At 53.5% G+C, this 18089-nt stretch carries 31 protein-coding genes and 1 tRNA gene; all 32 read right to left on the bottom strand.

Annotated elements, in window-relative coordinates; all coding sequences use genetic code 11:
• Nucleotides 1–42 precede the first annotated feature (42 nt).
• Entirely contained in the window at nt 43–417 is a 375-nt protein-coding gene (locus O1724_RS06060) for a hypothetical protein (RefSeq protein WP_479983939.1), read from the bottom strand.
• Nucleotides 418–489: 72 nt separating this feature from the next.
• Complete coding sequence (locus O1724_RS06055; RefSeq protein ID WP_479983938.1) at nt 490–1233, bottom strand: DUF6246 family protein; 744 nt, start codon at nt 1231–1233, stop codon at nt 490–492.
• Between the two features lie 50 nt (nt 1234–1283).
• The gene (locus O1724_RS06050) at nt 1284–2039 is read right to left on the bottom strand and encodes an Ig-like domain-containing protein (protein ID WP_032104759.1); all 756 of its coding nucleotides are present in this window, start codon (nt 2037–2039) and stop codon (nt 1284–1286) included.
• A 58-nt stretch (nt 2040–2097) separates the two neighbouring features.
• Complete coding sequence (locus O1724_RS06045) at nt 2098–2481, bottom strand: phage tail termination protein (RefSeq protein ID WP_190269218.1); 384 nt, start codon at nt 2479–2481, stop codon at nt 2098–2100.
• Nucleotides 2478–2846 (bottom strand): HK97 gp10 family phage protein, encoded by a 369-nt coding sequence (locus tag O1724_RS06040; RefSeq protein ID WP_190269219.1) that lies wholly within the window; start codon nt 2844–2846, stop codon nt 2478–2480. The genes O1724_RS06045 and O1724_RS06040 overlap by 4 nt, the downstream gene beginning before the upstream one ends.
• A gap of 2 nt (nt 2847–2848) precedes the next feature.
• Nucleotides 2849–3199, bottom strand: a complete 351-nt coding sequence (locus tag O1724_RS06035) for a hypothetical protein (protein WP_190269220.1) — start codon at nt 3197–3199, stop codon at nt 2849–2851.
• Nucleotides 3199–3372 (bottom strand): hypothetical protein, encoded by a 174-nt coding sequence (locus tag O1724_RS06030; protein WP_006820518.1) that lies wholly within the window; start codon nt 3370–3372, stop codon nt 3199–3201. Before O1724_RS06030 ends, O1724_RS06035 begins: the two co-directional genes overlap by 1 nt.
• A complete protein-coding gene (locus tag O1724_RS06025) occupies nt 3372–3752 on the bottom strand; it encodes a DUF7370 family protein (RefSeq protein WP_479983937.1) in 381 nt (126 codons plus the stop codon). Before O1724_RS06025 ends, O1724_RS06030 begins: the two co-directional genes overlap by 1 nt.
• A gap of 2 nt (nt 3753–3754) precedes the next feature.
• Nucleotides 3755–4120, bottom strand: a complete 366-nt coding sequence (locus O1724_RS06020) for a hypothetical protein (RefSeq protein ID WP_479983936.1) — start codon at nt 4118–4120, stop codon at nt 3755–3757.
• A 9-nt stretch (nt 4121–4129) separates the two neighbouring features.
• The gene (locus tag O1724_RS06015) at nt 4130–5227 is read right to left on the bottom strand and encodes a major capsid protein (RefSeq protein ID WP_180252847.1); all 1098 of its coding nucleotides are present in this window, start codon (nt 5225–5227) and stop codon (nt 4130–4132) included.
• 10 nt (nt 5228–5237) lie between these two features.
• A complete protein-coding gene (locus O1724_RS06010) occupies nt 5238–5672 on the bottom strand; it encodes a hypothetical protein (RefSeq protein ID WP_333022667.1) in 435 nt (144 codons plus the stop codon).
• A gap of 3 nt (nt 5673–5675) precedes the next feature.
• Nucleotides 5676–7064, bottom strand: a complete 1389-nt coding sequence (locus O1724_RS06005; protein ID WP_333022666.1) for a DUF2213 domain-containing protein — start codon at nt 7062–7064, stop codon at nt 5676–5678.
• Between the two features lie 59 nt (nt 7065–7123).
• Nucleotides 7124–7396, bottom strand: coding sequence for a hypothetical protein (locus tag O1724_RS06000; protein ID WP_059512192.1), 273 nt, complete (start codon nt 7394–7396; stop codon nt 7124–7126).
• 39 nt (nt 7397–7435) lie between these two features.
• Nucleotides 7436–8434: a phage minor head protein gene (locus O1724_RS05995; protein WP_479419001.1), complete on the bottom strand. Its 999-nt coding sequence runs from the start codon at nt 8432–8434 to the stop codon at nt 7436–7438.
• Entirely contained in the window at nt 8370–9821 is a 1452-nt protein-coding gene (locus O1724_RS05990; RefSeq protein WP_063869156.1) for an anti-CBASS protein Acb1 family protein, read from the bottom strand. Before O1724_RS05990 ends, O1724_RS05995 begins: the two co-directional genes overlap by 65 nt.
• 11 nt (nt 9822–9832) lie before the next feature.
• Nucleotides 9833–11401, bottom strand: a complete 1569-nt coding sequence (locus O1724_RS05985) for a terminase (protein ID WP_061856547.1) — start codon at nt 11399–11401, stop codon at nt 9833–9835.
• Nucleotides 11398–12048, bottom strand: coding sequence for a hypothetical protein (locus tag O1724_RS05980; RefSeq protein ID WP_033486585.1), 651 nt, complete (start codon nt 12046–12048; stop codon nt 11398–11400). Before O1724_RS05980 ends, O1724_RS05985 begins: the two co-directional genes overlap by 4 nt.
• 3 nt (nt 12049–12051) lie before the next feature.
• A complete protein-coding gene (locus tag O1724_RS05975) occupies nt 12052–12270 on the bottom strand; it encodes a hypothetical protein (protein WP_017693187.1) in 219 nt (72 codons plus the stop codon).
• Between the two features lie 306 nt (nt 12271–12576).
• The gene (locus tag O1724_RS05970) at nt 12577–13095 is read right to left on the bottom strand and encodes a Rha family transcriptional regulator (protein ID WP_058655469.1); all 519 of its coding nucleotides are present in this window, start codon (nt 13093–13095) and stop codon (nt 12577–12579) included.
• Between the two features lie 299 nt (nt 13096–13394).
• On the bottom strand, nt 13395–13589 hold the full coding sequence (locus tag O1724_RS05965; RefSeq protein WP_044489031.1) for a hypothetical protein: 195 nt from the start codon (nt 13587–13589) through the stop codon (nt 13395–13397).
• Nucleotides 13540–13818, bottom strand: a complete 279-nt coding sequence (locus O1724_RS05960) for a hypothetical protein (protein WP_045898244.1) — start codon at nt 13816–13818, stop codon at nt 13540–13542. The genes O1724_RS05965 and O1724_RS05960 overlap by 50 nt, the downstream gene beginning before the upstream one ends.
• The gene (locus tag O1724_RS05955; protein WP_003859844.1) at nt 13815–14357 is read right to left on the bottom strand and encodes a glycoside hydrolase family 108 protein; all 543 of its coding nucleotides are present in this window, start codon (nt 14355–14357) and stop codon (nt 13815–13817) included. The genes O1724_RS05960 and O1724_RS05955 overlap by 4 nt, the downstream gene beginning before the upstream one ends.
• Before the next feature lie 2 nt (nt 14358–14359).
• Nucleotides 14360–14635 carry a phage holin family protein gene (locus O1724_RS05950; RefSeq protein ID WP_001514184.1) on the bottom strand — a complete coding sequence of 92 codons (276 nt, stop codon included), beginning with the start codon at nt 14633–14635 and terminating at the stop codon, nt 14360–14362.
• Nucleotides 14632–15033, bottom strand: a complete 402-nt coding sequence (locus O1724_RS05945) for a putative holin (RefSeq protein ID WP_001514183.1) — start codon at nt 15031–15033, stop codon at nt 14632–14634. The genes O1724_RS05950 and O1724_RS05945 overlap by 4 nt, the downstream gene beginning before the upstream one ends.
• 162 nt (nt 15034–15195) lie before the next feature.
• Nucleotides 15196–15271: transfer RNA gene (locus O1724_RS05940), tRNA-Arg, on the bottom strand.
• A gap of 178 nt (nt 15272–15449) precedes the next feature.
• Nucleotides 15450–15947: an antiterminator Q family protein gene (locus O1724_RS05935; RefSeq protein WP_032180574.1), complete on the bottom strand. Its 498-nt coding sequence runs from the start codon at nt 15945–15947 to the stop codon at nt 15450–15452.
• A complete protein-coding gene (locus tag O1724_RS05930; RefSeq protein ID WP_126501482.1) occupies nt 15947–16063 on the bottom strand; it encodes a hypothetical protein in 117 nt (38 codons plus the stop codon). The genes O1724_RS05935 and O1724_RS05930 overlap by 1 nt, the downstream gene beginning before the upstream one ends.
• Entirely contained in the window at nt 16060–16692 is a 633-nt protein-coding gene (locus tag O1724_RS05925; protein WP_479983935.1) for a recombination protein NinG, read from the bottom strand. The genes O1724_RS05930 and O1724_RS05925 overlap by 4 nt, the downstream gene beginning before the upstream one ends.
• Nucleotides 16685–16855, bottom strand: coding sequence for a NinE family protein (locus tag O1724_RS05920; protein WP_045281517.1), 171 nt, complete (start codon nt 16853–16855; stop codon nt 16685–16687). Before O1724_RS05920 ends, O1724_RS05925 begins: the two co-directional genes overlap by 8 nt.
• Entirely contained in the window at nt 16855–17310 is a 456-nt protein-coding gene (locus O1724_RS05915; RefSeq protein WP_058671427.1) for a YbcN family protein, read from the bottom strand. Before O1724_RS05915 ends, O1724_RS05920 begins: the two co-directional genes overlap by 1 nt.
• 183 nt (nt 17311–17493) lie before the next feature.
• Nucleotides 17494–17775, bottom strand: coding sequence for a hypothetical protein (locus O1724_RS05910; RefSeq protein WP_265185269.1), 282 nt, complete (start codon nt 17773–17775; stop codon nt 17494–17496).
• Between the two features lie 42 nt (nt 17776–17817).
• Entirely contained in the window at nt 17818–18066 is a 249-nt protein-coding gene (locus O1724_RS05905; RefSeq protein ID WP_231620436.1) for a hypothetical protein, read from the bottom strand.
• Between the last annotated feature and the right edge of the window lie 23 nt (nt 18067–18089).

The following is an 18089-nucleotide window of genomic DNA, read 5'->3' as shown; positions in this document are numbered from 1 at the left end:
ATAAAAAAACCCACCGGTTGGTGGGTTTGTTATTCGTGTCGTTTATTGGCATCGTTCGATGTAGGCCGGCGGTGGTGGCGTATCTTTCGAGCTGAGGAAGTGATCACCAAGGGTGTAGTCGACACCTTTTGAGAACATCCCCTTCGATTTCATTTTGAGCTCAACGAAGAATGGATGAAACCCTGCATAGGCCCCAAAACCGTTCTTGCCGTTAATTTCCCCGCAAACTACAGCAAAGACCCGGCCCTCGTCAGCATCCATCATTTTTGCAACTTTCACGTTGCGGAATTGCGCACTGCTTGGATCAAGCAGGTTTGCTGAAACTTCTGATTGCGCCAAAGAAATTGCCTTTTCTTCACCCGGCTTGCAGCCAGCCATAGCCAGCGGAATAGCCAAAGCCAAAAGTATTTTCTTCACTCTTATCCCCTGAGTTTTATTGTCGAGCCATATTACGCCCGGTCAGGCGATTACGGTACATTCATTATTAACTCAGGCCGCTTTTTTTGCTGATTTTTCGCGCTCAACCATTTCCTGCCAGCGGCGATCGTCATCGTCCATAACAGCGTCGTACTCTTCCCTGGTGAAGCCTTTCTGGTCAGGGTATTTGGCGTTAAGCATCATGGCGAATTCGGTCATGGTAAGGTTTTCAGCCTCTTCCCTGCTGATCCCGAAATGGTTTCTCGCCGCCATGATGTATTCAGTCGCATGAAACTCCGGCGTTGTTTCCTTGCTTTCGTGCTTCTGCAACTTTCGAACCTTCGCCCGGCCGATAACACCATGCATGATCAGCGACTGAGCTATCAGAATCAGATTCTCAGGCGGGAGAGCGCCACGGCGCCATACAAACGTACGCCTTCTAGTGCGTGATGGCTCGTGCCAGCCTGTCAATTCAGAAACGTCCTCGTCACAGCATGACTGAATGACGTTAATAGCCGAGAGCAATGCCTTTCGCACATAAGCAGCTGAACCTGCTGCATCCAGAGCCCACTTCGGCAGGGAAATATCACCGAAGTAGTAAGCGTAAAACCTGCGCTGATGCTCCGGTATAGCACTGTGAATTTCCCGGGCCGCATCAAGCATCTTCGCCACGTCATCATTGAACAGCGCATAGAAAGTGCGGACGATATGCTCTGGTTCGCCGATCCGCGTCATGTTACGGAACGATGGCCGGAAGAAGTATTCACGGCCGCCAGCACCAATCAGGCACTCTCCAATTTCTTTCAAAGGGGTCATATCGCTCTCCATAACCAGTATCAAGGGCAGCACGCCGCCCTTTGTAGTGATTACGGCGCGGCAGTCACGGTAACTGCACAGGTGTCGGTGAAATCACCGTCAGCAGTGGTAGCCGTAATAGTCGCGGTGCCCTCGGCAACTGCTGTCACCAGGCCGGTTGAACTGACGGTGGCGATGGATGGCGCCGAAGTAGTCCAGGTGATTGCTTTATTAGTAGCATCGGTTGGCTGAACCGCGCCGCTCAGTTGCTGGGTTGCTCCAACAACCAGGGAAGCAGTTGCAGGGGTAACTTCAACGCCAGTGGCCGCGATAGAATCTGCGACTTCAAACACAACGGTGTCGGCGTCGTAGACCTTCCACTCGCCGGAGAAGGTGGAGATATCGTTGGTACCGAAGTCACCAGACCATGACGTGGTGTTCATGTAACCCTGGATGTAAGTACCAGCGTTCTCACCCGCAAAGTCGAACCGCACCCACAGGTTAGGCTGACGACCAGCCTGTACTTCGTCAAATATGTACTTCGACAGACGCCACGCGCCAATCTCGTTATCTTTATCAGACTTGCGAAATTCACCTTCACCAGAGATCGTCAGATCCATGTTATTGACCAGGTTCTCCACCAGCCCTTTGGCATCATCTGCCTCGGAGTTGATGGTATTCATCGAATAGTCGATGCCCTTGGTCGTCATAGCGCCGAGACGCTTCCACTCGGAAAGCGCTGGCACTGCGTCGGGGCAGCCAAAGGCCATGCGTAGCACAGCTACTTTCCCGATCAGCTTGCCAAAATCATTAGCACAGCCTTGCATGTGTACCTCTCAAATAAAAAAGGCCGCCGGATGGCAGCCTGATGGGTTGATGATTGGGTTATTCGCCGTAGACGCACATGAACTGGAGTCGGAATACCAGGCGGCCCTCTTCAGTCAGAATAGGTGCAGGCACATTGCCGAGGTTTTGAATCAGCCCAAGGCATTCTTCGGTAATGTCGTTCTGTTCAACATAATTGATGATTTCCTGAGCCTTCTCAGCGGCTGCTCGACGCTTATCCTTGGCGGAAATGACATCCACCAGCACGTAGTGGTCAGATCCGAGGTCATTTCGGATGTCGGTACCGCCGTTAGGCCGGAACACGATGAATGCGTCGGTTAACTTAGTTGTGTCGTCCCAAGCCAGCAACTGAACAATGAAGCCAGTGGTAAGCCCGGCATCAACGAAGTAGTTACGCACGCGCTCATACATGGCAGGTGTCATACTGAAAGCTCCTTGCGCATTACGGCATCAATCTGGCTGCGGGTGTCTTCAAATCCTTTAGTGAGGAACTCTTTCTGAGCGGTGGAGCGGCGGAAGGTTTGCGGCACATTAGGATCGTGAACGAATACGGCGTAGTTAGCGGTGTATCCAACTCGCCCGGTGAGTCGAACGCCGTTGTTAATCAACTCCCGATACTGGCTATTAAGCAGCGTTGAGGTGTCGATCGGCGTATAAAGCGCGGCTTGGGAGCTGCCGATTATCATTGTTGACTGTAGCGCCCTGACGACCTTTCGCCCTTTTACATCGTTGATGATTCGGTTGAGCCCGGCTTTCGACTGCTTAACGCCGCGCACTTTGATGCCCATGGCTATACTCCCGTCAGGATGGCGTAATCATCCGCCAGGCGCTCAAACGTGTCGGCATAACGGATAACCTGCCGCACCTCGTCAGCGCCCGCCACAACCGGGTCAGCCTCGATCGAAACGCCAATCAGCAGATAATCACCAGCGGCCGCCAGCGCGAACTCTGTCCAAACGGTGTTCTTGACGACGATTTCAGCGCCCAGGCTGGCTAACTTCTTACTGAGCCCGCCCTCGTAATCGCAGAGGATTTGCTCAGGTTCGGCATAGCCAAGCGGATCGCCGTATTCGTCATTTCCTTCCAGTTTGCGCCAGATGGTCGCCGTGGCGGTATAGCTCCAGTTCGCTACCGATGACATCAGCCCTCCTTCCAGCGCAGCACCTTCGCGCCAGTCGCCCGGATGCGCGGGCAGTTGATGAACCACTCGCCGTCCGACTTAACGTAGCCGGTAGTCTCCCGCCCCGTGTCGGTCATCACCCAGACGCGGGTGAACGAACGCGGCAGCCCGTGCTTAACTGATTTGTACGTCATCAGCAGCCTCCGACCACCATGAACAGGCCGACGCTGTTACCGGCACTGATCGGCAGCTCGCCGGTGCAACCGCTGGTATCGAGCCGGGCCAACGAGTCACGCAGCCAGGTAATGCTGTCGTCGCCATATTCAAACGAGCGGGACGCGCCAGAAGGCGCACCCTGCGATTTGATGCGGCGCGCGCCGGACGACGTAGCCATAAGCGCTGCGGCATACATCAGGATCAGCTTCGCGGTGCAGTCGTCATAACCTGCACCATCGAGGCACGGGATAATCTTGTTCACCACGCAGAGGATCGGCTCCAGCAGCGCCGCGGGCATGGAATAACCCAACTCACCGAGGTACTGTTGCACTTCTGCCGCTGTGATTGGGTCAGCCATGGTTATTTCGCCTTTTTGGTTGCTTCAGCCAGTGCGGCTTCGGCTTCATCTGCGCGCTTTGTTTCTGCTGCCAGTGCGTCGGCGTGAGCCTTGTCTTTAGCTTCACCATCGGCGATTAGCTTTTGGTTCTGCTCCAGTGCGTCGGCGAGTTGCTTTTGAAGGGCCGTCAGATCTGCCGCAGGAGCGGAAGGAGTAGCCACTTCGAAGGTAAGCTTCTCGCCTTTCTTCTTGTCGGTCTCCTTCGCCTTGCCAGTGCTGATCCAGCGCTCAGCTGTTGCATCGTCCACATCCACCACTGAACCAACCTCCAGCTTGCGGAGGTTGGCACCGGCGTGCAGGTTGCTTGCCACGATTTCTACCAGTGCCATGATTTATCCTTAGCTTGATGCGTGAATTACGGAGTATTTGTTGTTGATGTCCTGCTTGACCATCAACCCCATTGCACCCCAGGTGCGCCAGATGTAGTCGCTGTTGTACTCAGGACGCGGAGATGCAACGGTACCGATAGCCTGGCCGACGATTGGAGCAATGACGCCAGCAGACAGCGGAACGATGACGATTTCGTTACCTGACAGTTGGCTGTCTTCTTTAATCGCCGCAACGCCGGTCAGCTTCAGGATTTCATCCATGATCGTTCCGGACTGGAAGTTGTCGGAGAAGTAGCGTTCCAGGTTGGAGATGATTTCGCCGGATACATACCAGGTCTGCTCTGCATACTGGTTGTTTACGCGACGCATTTGATCACGCAGCGCGATTGCCCCGGCGCGGATAGCCTGAGACGTTGCTGTGCCAGAGGTGAAATCGATGTTAAGGCCGGAAGCCCCTAGGTCGATCTGTGCTACACGCTCATCGTCACGCAGCCCTTTCCAGGTCAGGCCGTCGAATACTGCAAAGTTGCCAGCCTTATCGCGGAAGCCGTTGAAAATGTAGTCAACGTAACGACGCTGAACGTCTTCTACAGAACCGCGCTGAGCATCCGACTGCGACTGCAATGCCTGCGGGCTGTTGAAGATGGGATCACGCCATTCGAACTTAAAGCCAGAGTCGTGGATAGGCACCATGGTGCCATCGAAGGAATAGCTACGAGCATCGAGTGCCGCGCCGACCTGTCCGGACATGGAAGTGTGAGCCCAGCCGCGGCCACCGGTACGAGCGTAGTCGTAACGAGACTGTTCGATTCGAACGGAGCGAGAAAGCGGCATTAGATCGTTCAGCAGAGTGAACTCGGTATTCGGCTCGAACTGCTGAAGAACAGTTGTGTCGAAAGCGCGATACAGGCGACGAATATCGTCAACTGCGTTCACCGCATCGAGATAAGGAGCGTTTTCTGCATCGCCACGGAACTGAGTGCGCGCCAAGAAATCCGCTGCTGCCTGAGCACTGGCGTTTCGCTCAATTTCAAGAGCGCGCCATTGCGCCTGATTTACCGCGAGGTTACCGGTCTTCTCGCCGATAGACTTGGAGAATACAAACATTCATTGCTCCTTATTTGAACGCAACGCGAATCAGATCGCCCGCCACCGCAGTGACTGCTTTATCTTCTTCGACATAAGCGAATACGGCGGCATCATCTACAACCGCAGTGATCTGACCGTTGGCTACTGCAACCGGCTGGCCTTTGGTGTAAGTGCCCGCTGCTGCTCGCACATTTAGGAACATGCCAGGCAGCGGATGAATACCAACAACCAATTCATTGGCTGGGATTGCGTCATCAACACTCAGGCAGCGCAGGTAGTCTTTGTTTGCCACATACTTGATGGCGGATTCTGCCCCGACCACAGAGGCCGTGAACTTGTCAGCAGTACTGAAGAAGCCAACTGTACCAGGCAGAGTCGATGCAGCCGCCCCGCCTTCACGGTTAAGCAGCGGATTAGGGAACACGCCGCCGGCGTGGATAATATGCTTTCCGTCTTTAGCCATTTTTTACTCCGGCATTTCGCTGACTGATTGGGTGTTGGTTGCCTGATGGCGGAATGCACCGTTCAGGCCGAAAGATGTCTGGCACTTGGCGTACATGGCGTCGAGCGCCTTACCGTCCAGATCCGCGACTTCGTCGTCGCTCATGTTCATCGCCAGCATCACAGCCGCGCGCTTTTCGCCTTTCTCTTTATCGGCGTTAGCGCTCATGCTGTTGAAAACGACGTCCACGCGATCGGCGAGTTTCTGCGCCCACGCTGGCATCTCTTCGTTATTGGCGGCCTGCTCTTTTTTCTTGGGCTTGCCGGTTTCCGGGTCGATTTCTTCATCGCCTTTTTTCTTGGCGATGGCTTCTTCTGCCTTCATCTGGTTGTATGCGTCCATCAGCTCGGCGTCGGACTTGCCTTCAGTCGGCTTACCAGCGGCTTGCAGCGCATTGATAATCAGTTCTTTCATCGGATCGTTCTCTCCGTTGGTTTTAATCTCGTACTCAGGTTGTTTGCGCACGACTTCTACAGGTTCGCCGACGAATTGGGCCTTGCCGTCATCGTCGATGATGTACTTCTGTTTGAAATAACGGGAATCATCCCGGTATACGAAGGTGTCAGGCCATACCGACTCTGGCCAAAGCCAGTTGTCATCAGATCGACCCTCTCGCAGCTTTTCACTGATTGCGCGCTGGATGTCGTCGAAGGAAAAGTTGGAGGCATTGGTAAAGAAGAATTTGGTTTTGTTGATCAGGCCATCGCGGGTGCAGTCGATTCCGTCAGCCAGGCGGGCAACTTCGATCTGCTGCTCATCACCTTCTGAGTTAACGAAGATGCCAACGCCCTCTTCCGGCGTTCCGGCACCTGGCTCATCAAGCAGCACAGCCACATGGTCAAACATCATGTTTGTGGCGATTTCGTTGTACTTTTTCCCCTTCGACTCGCCGTTGGCTGCTATGCCGGAATACAGCAGGCCGGTGGAGATGTGGATCGGGTCGGAGTTGGTGCCGGCCAGCATCTCATCCAGGCGGTTGATCAGGCGCTTGCCCTTGTCGCTAGACTCGGCGTACTGGCGGTTAACGTACATGTCGCCCATCACCTTTCCGTCTTTATGGCTGACGTTCTGTAGCCAGGCCCCGACGTGGTACTCGTTCACCGCCCGGACATCGCGCGCCGACACATGCTTGCCGTCCACTTTTGGGTGGCCCAGCGGCATCGGGTTACGCTCGAGCGTGTTGTAGGCCTTTTCGATTTCTGCTGCCGGGTACAACTTCCGGTTCATCACGATATCGTCCACGACAGGCGTGATGCCGCGAACCACGATATGTGGCTTGCCGTCGATGGTTTCAGTGGTGATGTTTGAAGCGGAGTTGACGACGGTCAGCACGTTAACGCGATTGCGTTTCATGCTGGGTCCTCATTGGTGGATTTCAGGCAATAAAAAAGGCCGCCATAGCGACCTGTAATTTATTTGATTTCAATAAAACCTGGCGGATGTGGCAGCGAATCTAACGTGTCAGCATGAATGAATGATGGCGTTGGTGATGTAATAGCAGGCTCACCATGTCCACCACCGGATGTTTCATTATTCATGACAACCAAGATTTCACCATCGTCGCTTTTCGCTCTGAAGTTTTTAGTGATTTCTACAACATCACCATCTTCATTTACCCACTCGCCAATCGGCCAGTAGACGCTGCGCCACTTAACTTTCATGCCGGACTCTGGAGCAACTGCCATTGCGATATCCTCAATGAGAAAACTGCGAATAAATATACATCACGCAGCCTCCTTGGCGGTCCACTGCTGACGCTCTTTTTTCAACTTAACCGCCAACCCTTCGTTGAATATGCTGCCGTCGTCGTTAAGCAGCACCGGTATCTGGCTGCAATAGCAGTTGTACCGGTTGCCATTCTCAGCGTAGAAGTCGCGCACCTCTTCGGTGGTGTAGACCTTGCCGTGGCGGCTGGCGTGCCAGGTGCGCGTCGTTGGTTTGAGCGCTGACAACCACAGCAAGCCGGTATTCAGCCCCAGCCGGTCAGCCGCCCAGTCCGTCTCATTCCATTGAGCTTCACGCAGCGCGCCGACCTGCTCAGTCTGAGCGATGGTTTTGGCCTTCGACATCGATACGTCAAGACGCTTGCTGATGACGCTGGCCGTCTCGCGTGGATTCACGCCGCGCGCTACCGCATCGGTTATGATGTTGGTCAGATCGCCGCGGGCTGTGTCGCTGATCACCTTCCAGTCACTGAACGTTGTCAGCCTGGCCGCAGATATCTGGTTCAGATAACCGGGACTGCTTAAAAGCTGCTGTAGCGTCGTCTGACTGGCGTACGCCTGTGACTGCTGCGAGAGGTTGTTGAAGGCCTCCACCGTTCCGCGCTGCGCTTCTGCGACGACGTAATCCATTGCCCAGAGATTTTGCTCGCCACCTTCCAGCAGATAATCGTCGAGAATGCTCTGCACCGCTTCCAGCAGATCAGCAAGCTCCTGCGCCGACATGTCGTATATGAACTTGCCGGCGTTAACCTGGTAGAGCCGCATATCCGCGCCGTTGTCGTGGCACAGGAAGTGCCAGTTATGGCTGTTGGTTTCACGCTCTCGTCCGGTCATTCGCTGGTCGAACAGGGCTTTCAGTGCCACCTTTATCGCGTAATACCGCTCCTCAATGTCGCGCTCCATCTTGCTGACGGACTTGCGCGACATCGTGGGGTCAACTTTCGACCGTGGTATCACCGGACTTTTCGGCTTCTGGTTGAGGGTCGGCCAGAGGATCAGATTTTGGTTTGTTGCCATCAGGCGGAACCTCATCATCAAGCTCAGGTAGTGGTTGCAGTTCGCCAGCAGCGCGGATCTCGTTCTCTTCGATAGCCGAGCGTCCAAACGCGTTTGTCGACTTAACGGCCACGTCCGCGAGTTTGTCCATGTTGGCAATCTTCTCTGCCTGGCTCGGTGCCAGTAGATCGGACCATCCGACGGTGATTTCCTCGCCTGCCGCTGGAGGAATGAAGCCAAACTCCCAGAATCGGGTAACGATGTCCGTTATCAGGTCTGTCAGGAATCCGGTTCGCCGGCTCATTCTGGTTTTGGCCCAGTCTTTCGCATCCTCGCTACTGGCCCGCTCGCCCGTCTGCATGCCGACCAGTACTTTGACAGGGATCGGCACGGTGGCGCAAAACTCATTCAAAATGGTTCGCCACGTTGGTTCTGGGTCCGCCGCTGCAACCGATAACACACTAACATCGCCCTCCTGCATCATCACAGCGCTATCAGAGCTATCGTTAAGGCGTCGCACCTGCCCATCAAGGGCTTCGGATAGCTGAGATTCTGAAACACCAAGAGCCTTAGCCAGTGCTGAGAAGTTTGTTTTGGCGCTGAAGTTGAAGTTGAGCTGGCGGCTGGCGTTTTTGAAGAAACCTTCAGCCGCACCGCCGGATACCTTTTCGCTGTCCATGATTTTATGGAAGCCAGCAGCAAGCATTGATTCGCCAGAGTAGAGGCGTCCATCGTCTGACCCTTCAGCGAGGATAATTACGCGGTCAGGGTGGACGTTAATGATGCGTCCGGGCTGCCCGCCTGCCTGCTGTTGTACTGGGATTTCAGTAAACGAGTACATGGTGACGTCACCATAGTTCTCGCTGCTCTGGTCTTCGTTGTAAGTGACAGGCTCAATCTGTGCCTCCCACACAGGGATCAACTTAACTAACGCCTTTTCCTTCTGCCTGGCAGTAACTATCTTATCGACCGGTTTATCCCAGGTCCGGTTATCCTTTACCTGTATCAGCAGCGCAGAGTAGCGCCCCACTAGGTTGCGTTTGTCAGCGCCCTTTATCTGTTTCCAGCAACGCTTTAGCAGTTTGTTTACGCGCTTATCCCAGTCCGTTTGCTGGGTGGCATCCTTCGTCTGGTCACCTTCGTAGACATCCGGGAAGTCCTCCCAGCAGCCATCGACCATCCGGTTAACCGCAGCGTTAGCAATAGCATTGCGGCTGTAGGCTCGGAAAAAGTCGTCGAAGGTCAGATTCAGTGGATAGCCAAACTCCTGGTACAGTCGCTGGCGTTTCGTATTACTGGTGCCATTAAACAGAGCGTTAACGTAGCGCATACGATCACGATCGAGGCTGGCATTTGCGGCAAATTGTTTGTTCATTTCGCTTTCGTTCACGGTTTCCTCCGTCAGCGCGAGCGCACCAACATGCCGGTGATTTTCTTTGGTGAATGCAGTACTCGGTAGCGGGTAGCATCCCAGTCGTGGTCTTCCTGCTGGGTATCTACGTCATCTGGGTTTTTGCTGTCGCGAACCAGCACGGGTATGCGGCTAATCCATCCTCGGCAATGCTCAAACACGTAAAAGGCAGGCTTCTCAGGTATGCCAGATTCCAGCTTCTTACCTTCAACTACAGCCTCAAGCATGTCAGCGAATACCGAGGCCCCGTTTACTCGCGAGCCAGGCTTCTTATTGGCTTCAAGCCATTCGACATCCTGACTTTCCATTTTCTGGCCGATCGACAACTCATCGTCACCGGTATTGAAAATGGCGCTATCAGCCGGTCCAGGGATAACTTCCGAGCATATTCCCGGAACAATGTTCAACTGGCCCTGCGTAACACCGTCTATTTGAATCTCTTCCGGCTCGTCGACGTCTTCGCCCACCAGCCGCTTGTCAATCCACGCCACGCCTTTCGCGACGTTGGTGGATGACATATTCAGGCCTTTGTTCAGCTCATCAGGCGGGCAGCCATACCATTCTCCGATCAGGATTAACGTCCCTGCCGGCGGGCAGAACTGCCGACCATCAGGCAGTTCGGCGGCAGTGCCATCAGCCTGAGCCCACCACAGATTTGAGAACGGCTTCGACTCACCCCAGTCATGGGAGCGGTCAACTGTCCAACTATCCGGTATGCGGAATGGCTTAATGACGTGCAGCGATTCATTCCACAGGTGGTCGAATCGCCCGCCACTGGTCACATCCCAGGAGCCCTCTACCCACGCTTTGCGTCGGTTAGGGTCTTTAATAGCCATCAGGGTCGCAATGTACTGCGGGTCGAGGTAAGGGTTCTCTTTGAACGATCCGTGGATGGCCACGCGAGTAAGCGTGATTTCCTCTTCTCGCTCAGTCTGGGGGTTGAATACCATTTGCCTGTCACGCTGCACGGTTCCACGCGGAGCCGGCTCAATGAAGCGCTTCTTCACCCAGGTATGCCCGATGCCAAACGGGTTGGTAGTGCTGAACGTCTCCAGCGGGATTGGCTTCAGTAACTTGCCATTATCCAGCGGGTAGTTCTCCGGCCTGAACGATGAGCGTCGGCAGGAGAACATCATTTCGTAGAACTCTGGGGACTGCTGTTTCGTCAGCTCGTTAAAGCCAATGAACGGGAATTCTTGCCCGTGGAAATCCCAGTAGTCGTCCGCCTCTTTGCCGAAGCGGAAGAGCAGCTCCTCGCCAGTAGGCCATACCCATCGCAATTCGCTCGCAGATGACAGATAGCGTGCACCGTCGTTGAACAGGCGAAACATACGCTTCGACTGAGTAATGATGTCGGCAAGGTTCTTATATTCGGTGTCGAAAATGACGCCGCGCCAGAACGAGCCATAACCCACGCCGACATTACGCCTGAACCTGGCTAACTGCGCAGCGGTCTTGCCTGGTCCGCGAGTACCCTCGAACAGGATTTCGTTACATGGGCAACTCAGCGCCAGAGACTGCGATCCAGGCAGTGGCTTCCATACAGCTTTGTAATTCATCCACCGAGCACCCCGTCCTGTTGTTTCTGCGCTGCCGCTTCCCAGTCGTCCACGCTATCACTGGTTGGCACCAGCATGACATTATGCGTGACCTCTTTTGTTTCAGCCTTATTCTCGATGCTGTATGCCTCACGCTCGAGGCCGATCAGCGTCTTCAGGCTGTCGCTCAGGTCTTTCATGGATTTAACGCGGGAAGGTAGGCTGATAATTTTGTGGTACAGATCGTTAAGCTTATCCTGACCTTTATCGTCCTCACGGCGCATCAGGTCACCGAGCATCTCAAGTGCGGCCACGTCGCCACATTCACCAGCCAGCTCATCGAATAGCATGTTTGTCAGTTCGCGAGCCCGGCGGATGTCTCCCCGGTGCTCCATGCGTACTGTGGCAATTACCTCGGCAGTCGCCTCTATCAGTACGCGCTCGGTCAAAGTACTTTCGTTGCGTACCGTCCTGCGTACCTCCTGCTTGCGTACCAGATCCTCAGCCTTTTGCTGAATCTTCGCATTGAGGTCACGCGACCAGTCATCACGCTTGGCACGCTTACGGATAGCGCCTTCGCTGATACCGTGCTGTGATGCTATTTCTCGGAGGGACATCACTCCGGCCCGGTACGCCGTCTCGATGGCCTCCCAGTCCGGTTTGCTCATTCGTTACTCCGTTGTTTGTTCTTCTGGCTGTTCGGTTTGCTCTGCCGGTACCGGCGTGAACTGCACGCGCTTCACATCGGCAGGAGCGAAATACAGCCACTCGCCCGTCTCCGTCGCCAGCGGCACAAAGCCGTTAACCAGCTCAGGCTGACGTCGTGACATCTTTCCTGTGAAGGTTTCGCCTGTTTGGGTGGTTAGCGTGATTTGGTAGATGTCGGACATTGAGAGCCTCTTTATCCGCTTGTGAAGTCCAACATGTTGGACAAAGTGATTTCTGCATTAAAGACCACTCCTGATGGAAGGGATCCGCAGCAAAATAATTAGAGACCACTATAGAAGCAGAACTCTTCTGCCTCGTTTTTCTATAGGAGGTTACATGTCCACAAACTTATTAATTTCATTTGTAATTGCCATCTCGCCATCAATCAACGAGATCGTCAAAACAGTTTGCCTATCGAAAAGGCTTCAACTTTTAGAGCGCTACGGCATTATCAAGCCCACCCACAGATAGGCTTTGTAATGGCCCGCTTAGTTAATCAACAACTCAGGCTGCGTTACCTGCATGATGTGCTCATGTTCGAGCCTCAGCACGCGTTTTTCCTTCTTCCGTTCGTTCATCAACCGGCTGCCGATCGTGCCTTTCAGCTTTGAGCGCGTTTCTTTAATGGCGTAGCGGTGCTGCATTTCTTCACCCATCGCCATGCGTCGGTTTAGCTGCTCGGCCATCCAGTTAAAGGCATTGATATAACACTCCTTTACTGCGGCAGCTGTTTTGCCAGTGAATCCCATCACGAGCATCATGCATCCGTCGCGGGTGATGTTATACATAGGCTGAACATCGCCATTTTTATCAATAAAATCAATGGGCGCAAAATTGCGCTGGGTGAAGTCATCGGAGCATTTCAGGTTACGTATGGCACGCAAAACGTCTTTGTGTCGCTTGCCAAAGTAATCCGCCACCTTGAGTGATGTGGTGATTATCTTGTTGTCGAGGGTCGTGACCATTTCGCGGAAGTCGAAGGCCGGAATAACTGACGGATTATTCATAGCGTCTTTACCTTTTAGAAAGTGAGCCTGTCTCACAGAAAAGCCGCCCGAGAGAGGTCGCCACCTGTAACGGCTTTTCTCAGGCTCGCTTACTGAAAGGCTCTCGTTTAGATGCGCGTGAGATGCACATAAAAGCCCCGCGGATGCGAGGCTGTGAGAATTTGCTACGGTTAAAGTCCAGAGGAGAGACTGTGTCAGAACCTCAGGGATGAGGCTCTATTTCCCCTGGGTCTGCTTATCCCATTCCTCGCGGAACTTGGATGGATTGTCGAAACCTTCACTGCACTGGTTGGCTTTCATCACTTTGCACCCGATTCTTTTGTTTTCTGGCAGTTCGCCTGCCACGCTTTGTTATGCGCGAGGATGTCGCGCTTCGTCTGGCGGTCAAGAACATCAATGTCGTGATCAGTAAGGTAGATTGGCTTTACCCAGTCACAGGCTGTATCAACCACCACCGGGACGCTTCCACGTGTCACGCAGCTCGCGATCAACATCGTCATCAGGCATGCGGTTAACATTCTGCTGTACATTGCTGGCCTCTTTCGTTGCTTCTACCCGGCGTTCGGCTGCTGACTCAATGGCCGAGGCCTTTTCTTCTGTGCGCTGTCGGTCTGCTTTTTCTTCAGCCTGTTCACGCCCGCGAAAACGGCCCACACCAAACGCACCAAGCACCATCAGGATCGCAACTCCGATTGCCGCCAGTACAGATTTGAGTGTCGTCATAGGCTCACCCGCTCGCGCATCCAGCCATAAACGAATGACTCGTTAGCCGGCCGCTGTTCTGCCAGCTCAAGATAGCGCTGGCCCTGGCTACAGTTCAGTGCGCGAAGCAATACGATTTCCCCTTCGCCGCCTCGTTTCTCCAGGAAGGACTTTAGCGCGCTGATGCTACGTGGGCCGATTTGCCCGTCGGCGATCAGATCTGGATAGAAATGCTGCTGGTTATTGAAAACGTTCAGCCAGCGCTGGAACCATTTAACCTGCACCGATGGCCCCATGTTCACACCGGTATCGCAAAGTTCGGCGGCAATGGAAGGGGATATTTCTGCCACCTGGTCAAATCGAGGGCCATACCAGTAATCAGACTCAAGGATCGCCAGAGCCTGATCACGTGTAAGGTTTCGCATATCACCGGTATAACCATGCGCGCGGGCAGTTGCCTGAGTAATTCCCCAGTTCGTTGGTCCGCCCTTATCATTCGGGTGATCAACATAACCGCCCTCTTTGCCGAGGATGGTGTTAAAGATATCGTCTTTGGTCATGGCTATTCCGTAATGACGACCTTCGCCAGGTTCCCGCGTGCCAGCCACACCGCCATGCAGATGACGGAGTTAAGCAGCAGATCGCCTAGATTAACCTGAACGTAGTGGCCGAGAAGAATGTTGAAGGCGTTGAATCCGGCGGCAAGGATGACCAGGTAGGCCAGCACCGCGACACTCAGGCGATGACGCTTTCCCTCTTTCCGGAAAAACATCAGCCTGACCATGATTAACAGGCAAACTATGGCGTTTGCATCCATCAGAAGAAGCTGCCATGTCATTTATCTTCCTCCCCCAGCCCCGGCATCTTCCCGCTTTTGGATTTGCGGAGAATACGCAGCAGGACTGCCACGGAAATGGAAGCAGTGACAATTGCACCGACAGCTGGCGATACCTCAATGCTGGCCGGTGGCTTCATCAGGCTTAACGGCGTGTTGATGATTCCGGCCATGATTTTCGCCATGGGGACGGAGAAGAACACGCCACTGATAAACGATATCAGCGCAAAGATAGCCTGCTTCCAGAGTTGATGGGGATCTGAGGTCAGAACGTATAGCGCCGTTCCGGCGAGTGATCCGAGCATCACTGCTGGAGTCGCCTCCGGAAACAGCGTGGCAAAGGTTACACCGACTGATGACGATGTAAGACCAACGCCTACGATAGTGAAGGTCTCAGACATATTTATTCCGCGTGTAGTTGGTTCAGGCCCTCGGGACGATTTAACAAGAAGGCATGTCGAGGATGGTTCCCGGGACCTGGAATAAAAAACCTGGCGACAAGCCAGGAAGATGAGGGTAAGGCAATGTCGGCTCTCTGGCCGAAGGGTCCCAGGTAGTGGGTTTGGCTCGCCTGGCTGGATTCGAACCAGCGACCAACCGCTTAGAAGGCGGTTGCTCTTTCCTCTGAGCTACAGGCAAATTTGGTGGGCCGTGAAGGATTCGAACCTGCCTACCCTTCCCTTATGAGGGGACTGCTCATACCAAATGAGCTTCCGGCCCTGAAACGAAAAAGCCCCGCACGATGGCGGGGCTTGGAATTTATTCATGTTACACACAACAATGGCAACATATACGAATTAGTTTGCTCATTTGTTCATTAAATTGCAAGCACGTTGTGTGATTTATTTGCAATTTTCCTCACATTTTCGCGATCGTTAAACGCATTTTGAAGCGGTTGGTATAAACAGAACAATGAAGCATTGATGATTTGCTTCACCTCTCTACGGATTGTCGAGATGCTTGGGTGTTTGTACTGATTGCCGCCACGCGTCTTCATAAGGCGAGGCTTACTTACTGCATGCTGCCATGATGCAATTCGGATCTCGCTGGAGTTGCAGACGTAGTAGGCGAAGATAACCCGCCAGGCATTTTCATCCACATTCTTCAGGTAGTGGCGAATGACAGCATCAATGAGCATCCCGTCATCATCACTACATACCGGCCGTGATGCTTGCTGGGGCTCGACGGTAGCCATGAATCTGGCAATCATGTTGATCATCGCTTTATCAATCTTGCCGGTCTGGCACCATGCGCCCCACAACTGGAGCCACTGGTCTACCCATTGATGCTGGTCGTTGGTTAATTCCAGTTTCATTATGCGGCTTCCTTATGTGGCTGGTTGGTTTTGGTCTGGCTGTGCTTTGCTACTGGCGGCATGCTAGCGCGCTTAACGCTTTCTACCTGGTACCTCAGGAAATCGGCGTGGTTCATGCGGCCTCCTGTCGGCGGGCCCGGCGTTTTTCCAGCGCGCGGGCTTTGCGTGTGAAAATAGATTTGATGCGTTGCAGGTATTGGATGTCGAACCGGCGGACAGAGTTATCGTTGTTTATCGCCTCAACTTTTTCGGCACCGATGCGCTCAATAAGACCCTGCTCGAAAGCCTTTTGCGCGCCGTCCCGATCCCGGTTGCAATAGACACACTGGGCAGCGGTATTGTGAAGGTTGAAAGCCAGATGCGCGGCAGCGCCACGGGTGCGATAGTGTCCGCAGTCCATGGTTCCGCCAAACTTCTGCTCTGGCAGCCTGCCGCAGCTGATGCACGGCTTACCGGCATCCCTCAGACGGACGTACCGGTTGAATGCCGCCTGCGCTTCCGATCTCCACTGCGGTTTCGTTTTTAGCGCCACCTTTCTCGCTTTCAGATCCCGGCGTTCCGCGCGCTCTTTCTCTTTGCGCTCCTTGATGCGCTTAGCCGCGGCTTTCACCTTCTCCTTCTCGCGTTCTTCCATTGCGAGGATTGCGCCGTGTTCCGGGCAGCACCAGCGGATCCGGATGTCATGGAATTTCGGCACGAAGTATTCTCCGCATACTTTGCACTTACGGCGTGATGGTTTACGCATGATTCCTCCGTGCCGCGAGACGCAGCCATTTCTGATCCACCAGGCGGGCGGTGTAGCCTTTCAAGGTCGGGATGTCGGACGGCTTAATCGCTGGCTTGCGCTGGCGGCGCGCCGGAACGCGGAAGATTTCGTTTGTGATGACGCGGGAAAGTGGAGTAGACATCAGGCCTCCTGCTTATCGCGCAGCTGCTGGTACTCACAGCTCTGCGGAATGGTCAGGTGGCAGCCGATATTCATCGCCCAGGCTTCTACTTTGCACAGGAAGATGTACATCTCTCCAGTTTCCAGTTCTGACGTATGGCGGAGGGATTGGACCGTGGTGACCTCGCCGGACACGACGTCTACCCGGTCCTTGCTTTCGTAGCCGAGATAGGTGTGCTTCATCGCTTCTTTGACCCACTCAGGCGTAGCGAAGGTCTTGCCGCGGGCGATGAGGTATTCGCTGATTTCCGTGTACCACATGTGGCTGAGGGCGTTCTGCGACAGGCTGCGCTTCTCTCGCCATGGCTTAACCTGAAGGCGGAAACATTGCCCGGCATCCAGCAATGGCTGAATCTGCTGGCCTATGGCCGCGAAGTTTCCTCGATGGAGTTTGATGCCGTCTGCTGGCAGGTTCATACGGCCTCCTTAACGGAAACCGCAGAATGCAGAAAATCGCAGGTGCATTTCTGCATCTGTGACAAGGTGAGGAGTTCAGATTGTGGTCGCATTTAAGTCCCCTTAAATGCGCAGAAGTCACCGGAGTTGTTCAGGCTCCGATGACATGATTATGGCTGCTTGATTCCAGAAAATCAAAGGTTACTAAACCGTGGATGATTTCTTTGGGTGATATTTGCGAATTGCAGCATCGACACGATCGCGAGATGGTAAAACATCAAATGCTATGTTGTAGAATTCACCATCATACGCTTGCTGTCTGACAACATTAAATTCTTTGAACTGAGTCATTGGGTAGACCACTGGTTCATTGGAATTGGTAGAACGCATTACAGCTTTTGTTACCACGCTTATTTTATCAAGACCCGCTTCATCGTGCTTGATATCCCCTTCATGACCCAAACCAAAAACCAAGTAATCTTCCATTTAATCTCCTTTAAAATTTTGTCATGCGTCTAATTCGACCTACTATTTCATTAAACTTTGTGAGATAAATATTTGTTCGCATTTAGCCATAAATGGCTCTCTTCCTGATATTTCATGGTATAGGGCATGATTTAGCATGATTCCCTTCATGCTTTCTTCGCAGTCTTTCCTGCTGTAAAAGACATTCACCGGTTCTTTTTCAGTGTTCAAGTTCACCACTTCCAAAGAACAACCTGACATATTGCTGAGGCTGGCACAGGTACTCAAAACCAGCACAAATAGTTCGTGCATAAATGACTCCCTAATTACTGTGC

The organism is Enterobacter cloacae complex sp. HYC074_NIDB, assembly GCF_056673345.1.
This window is presented reverse-complemented; position numbering and strand designations above follow the sequence as displayed.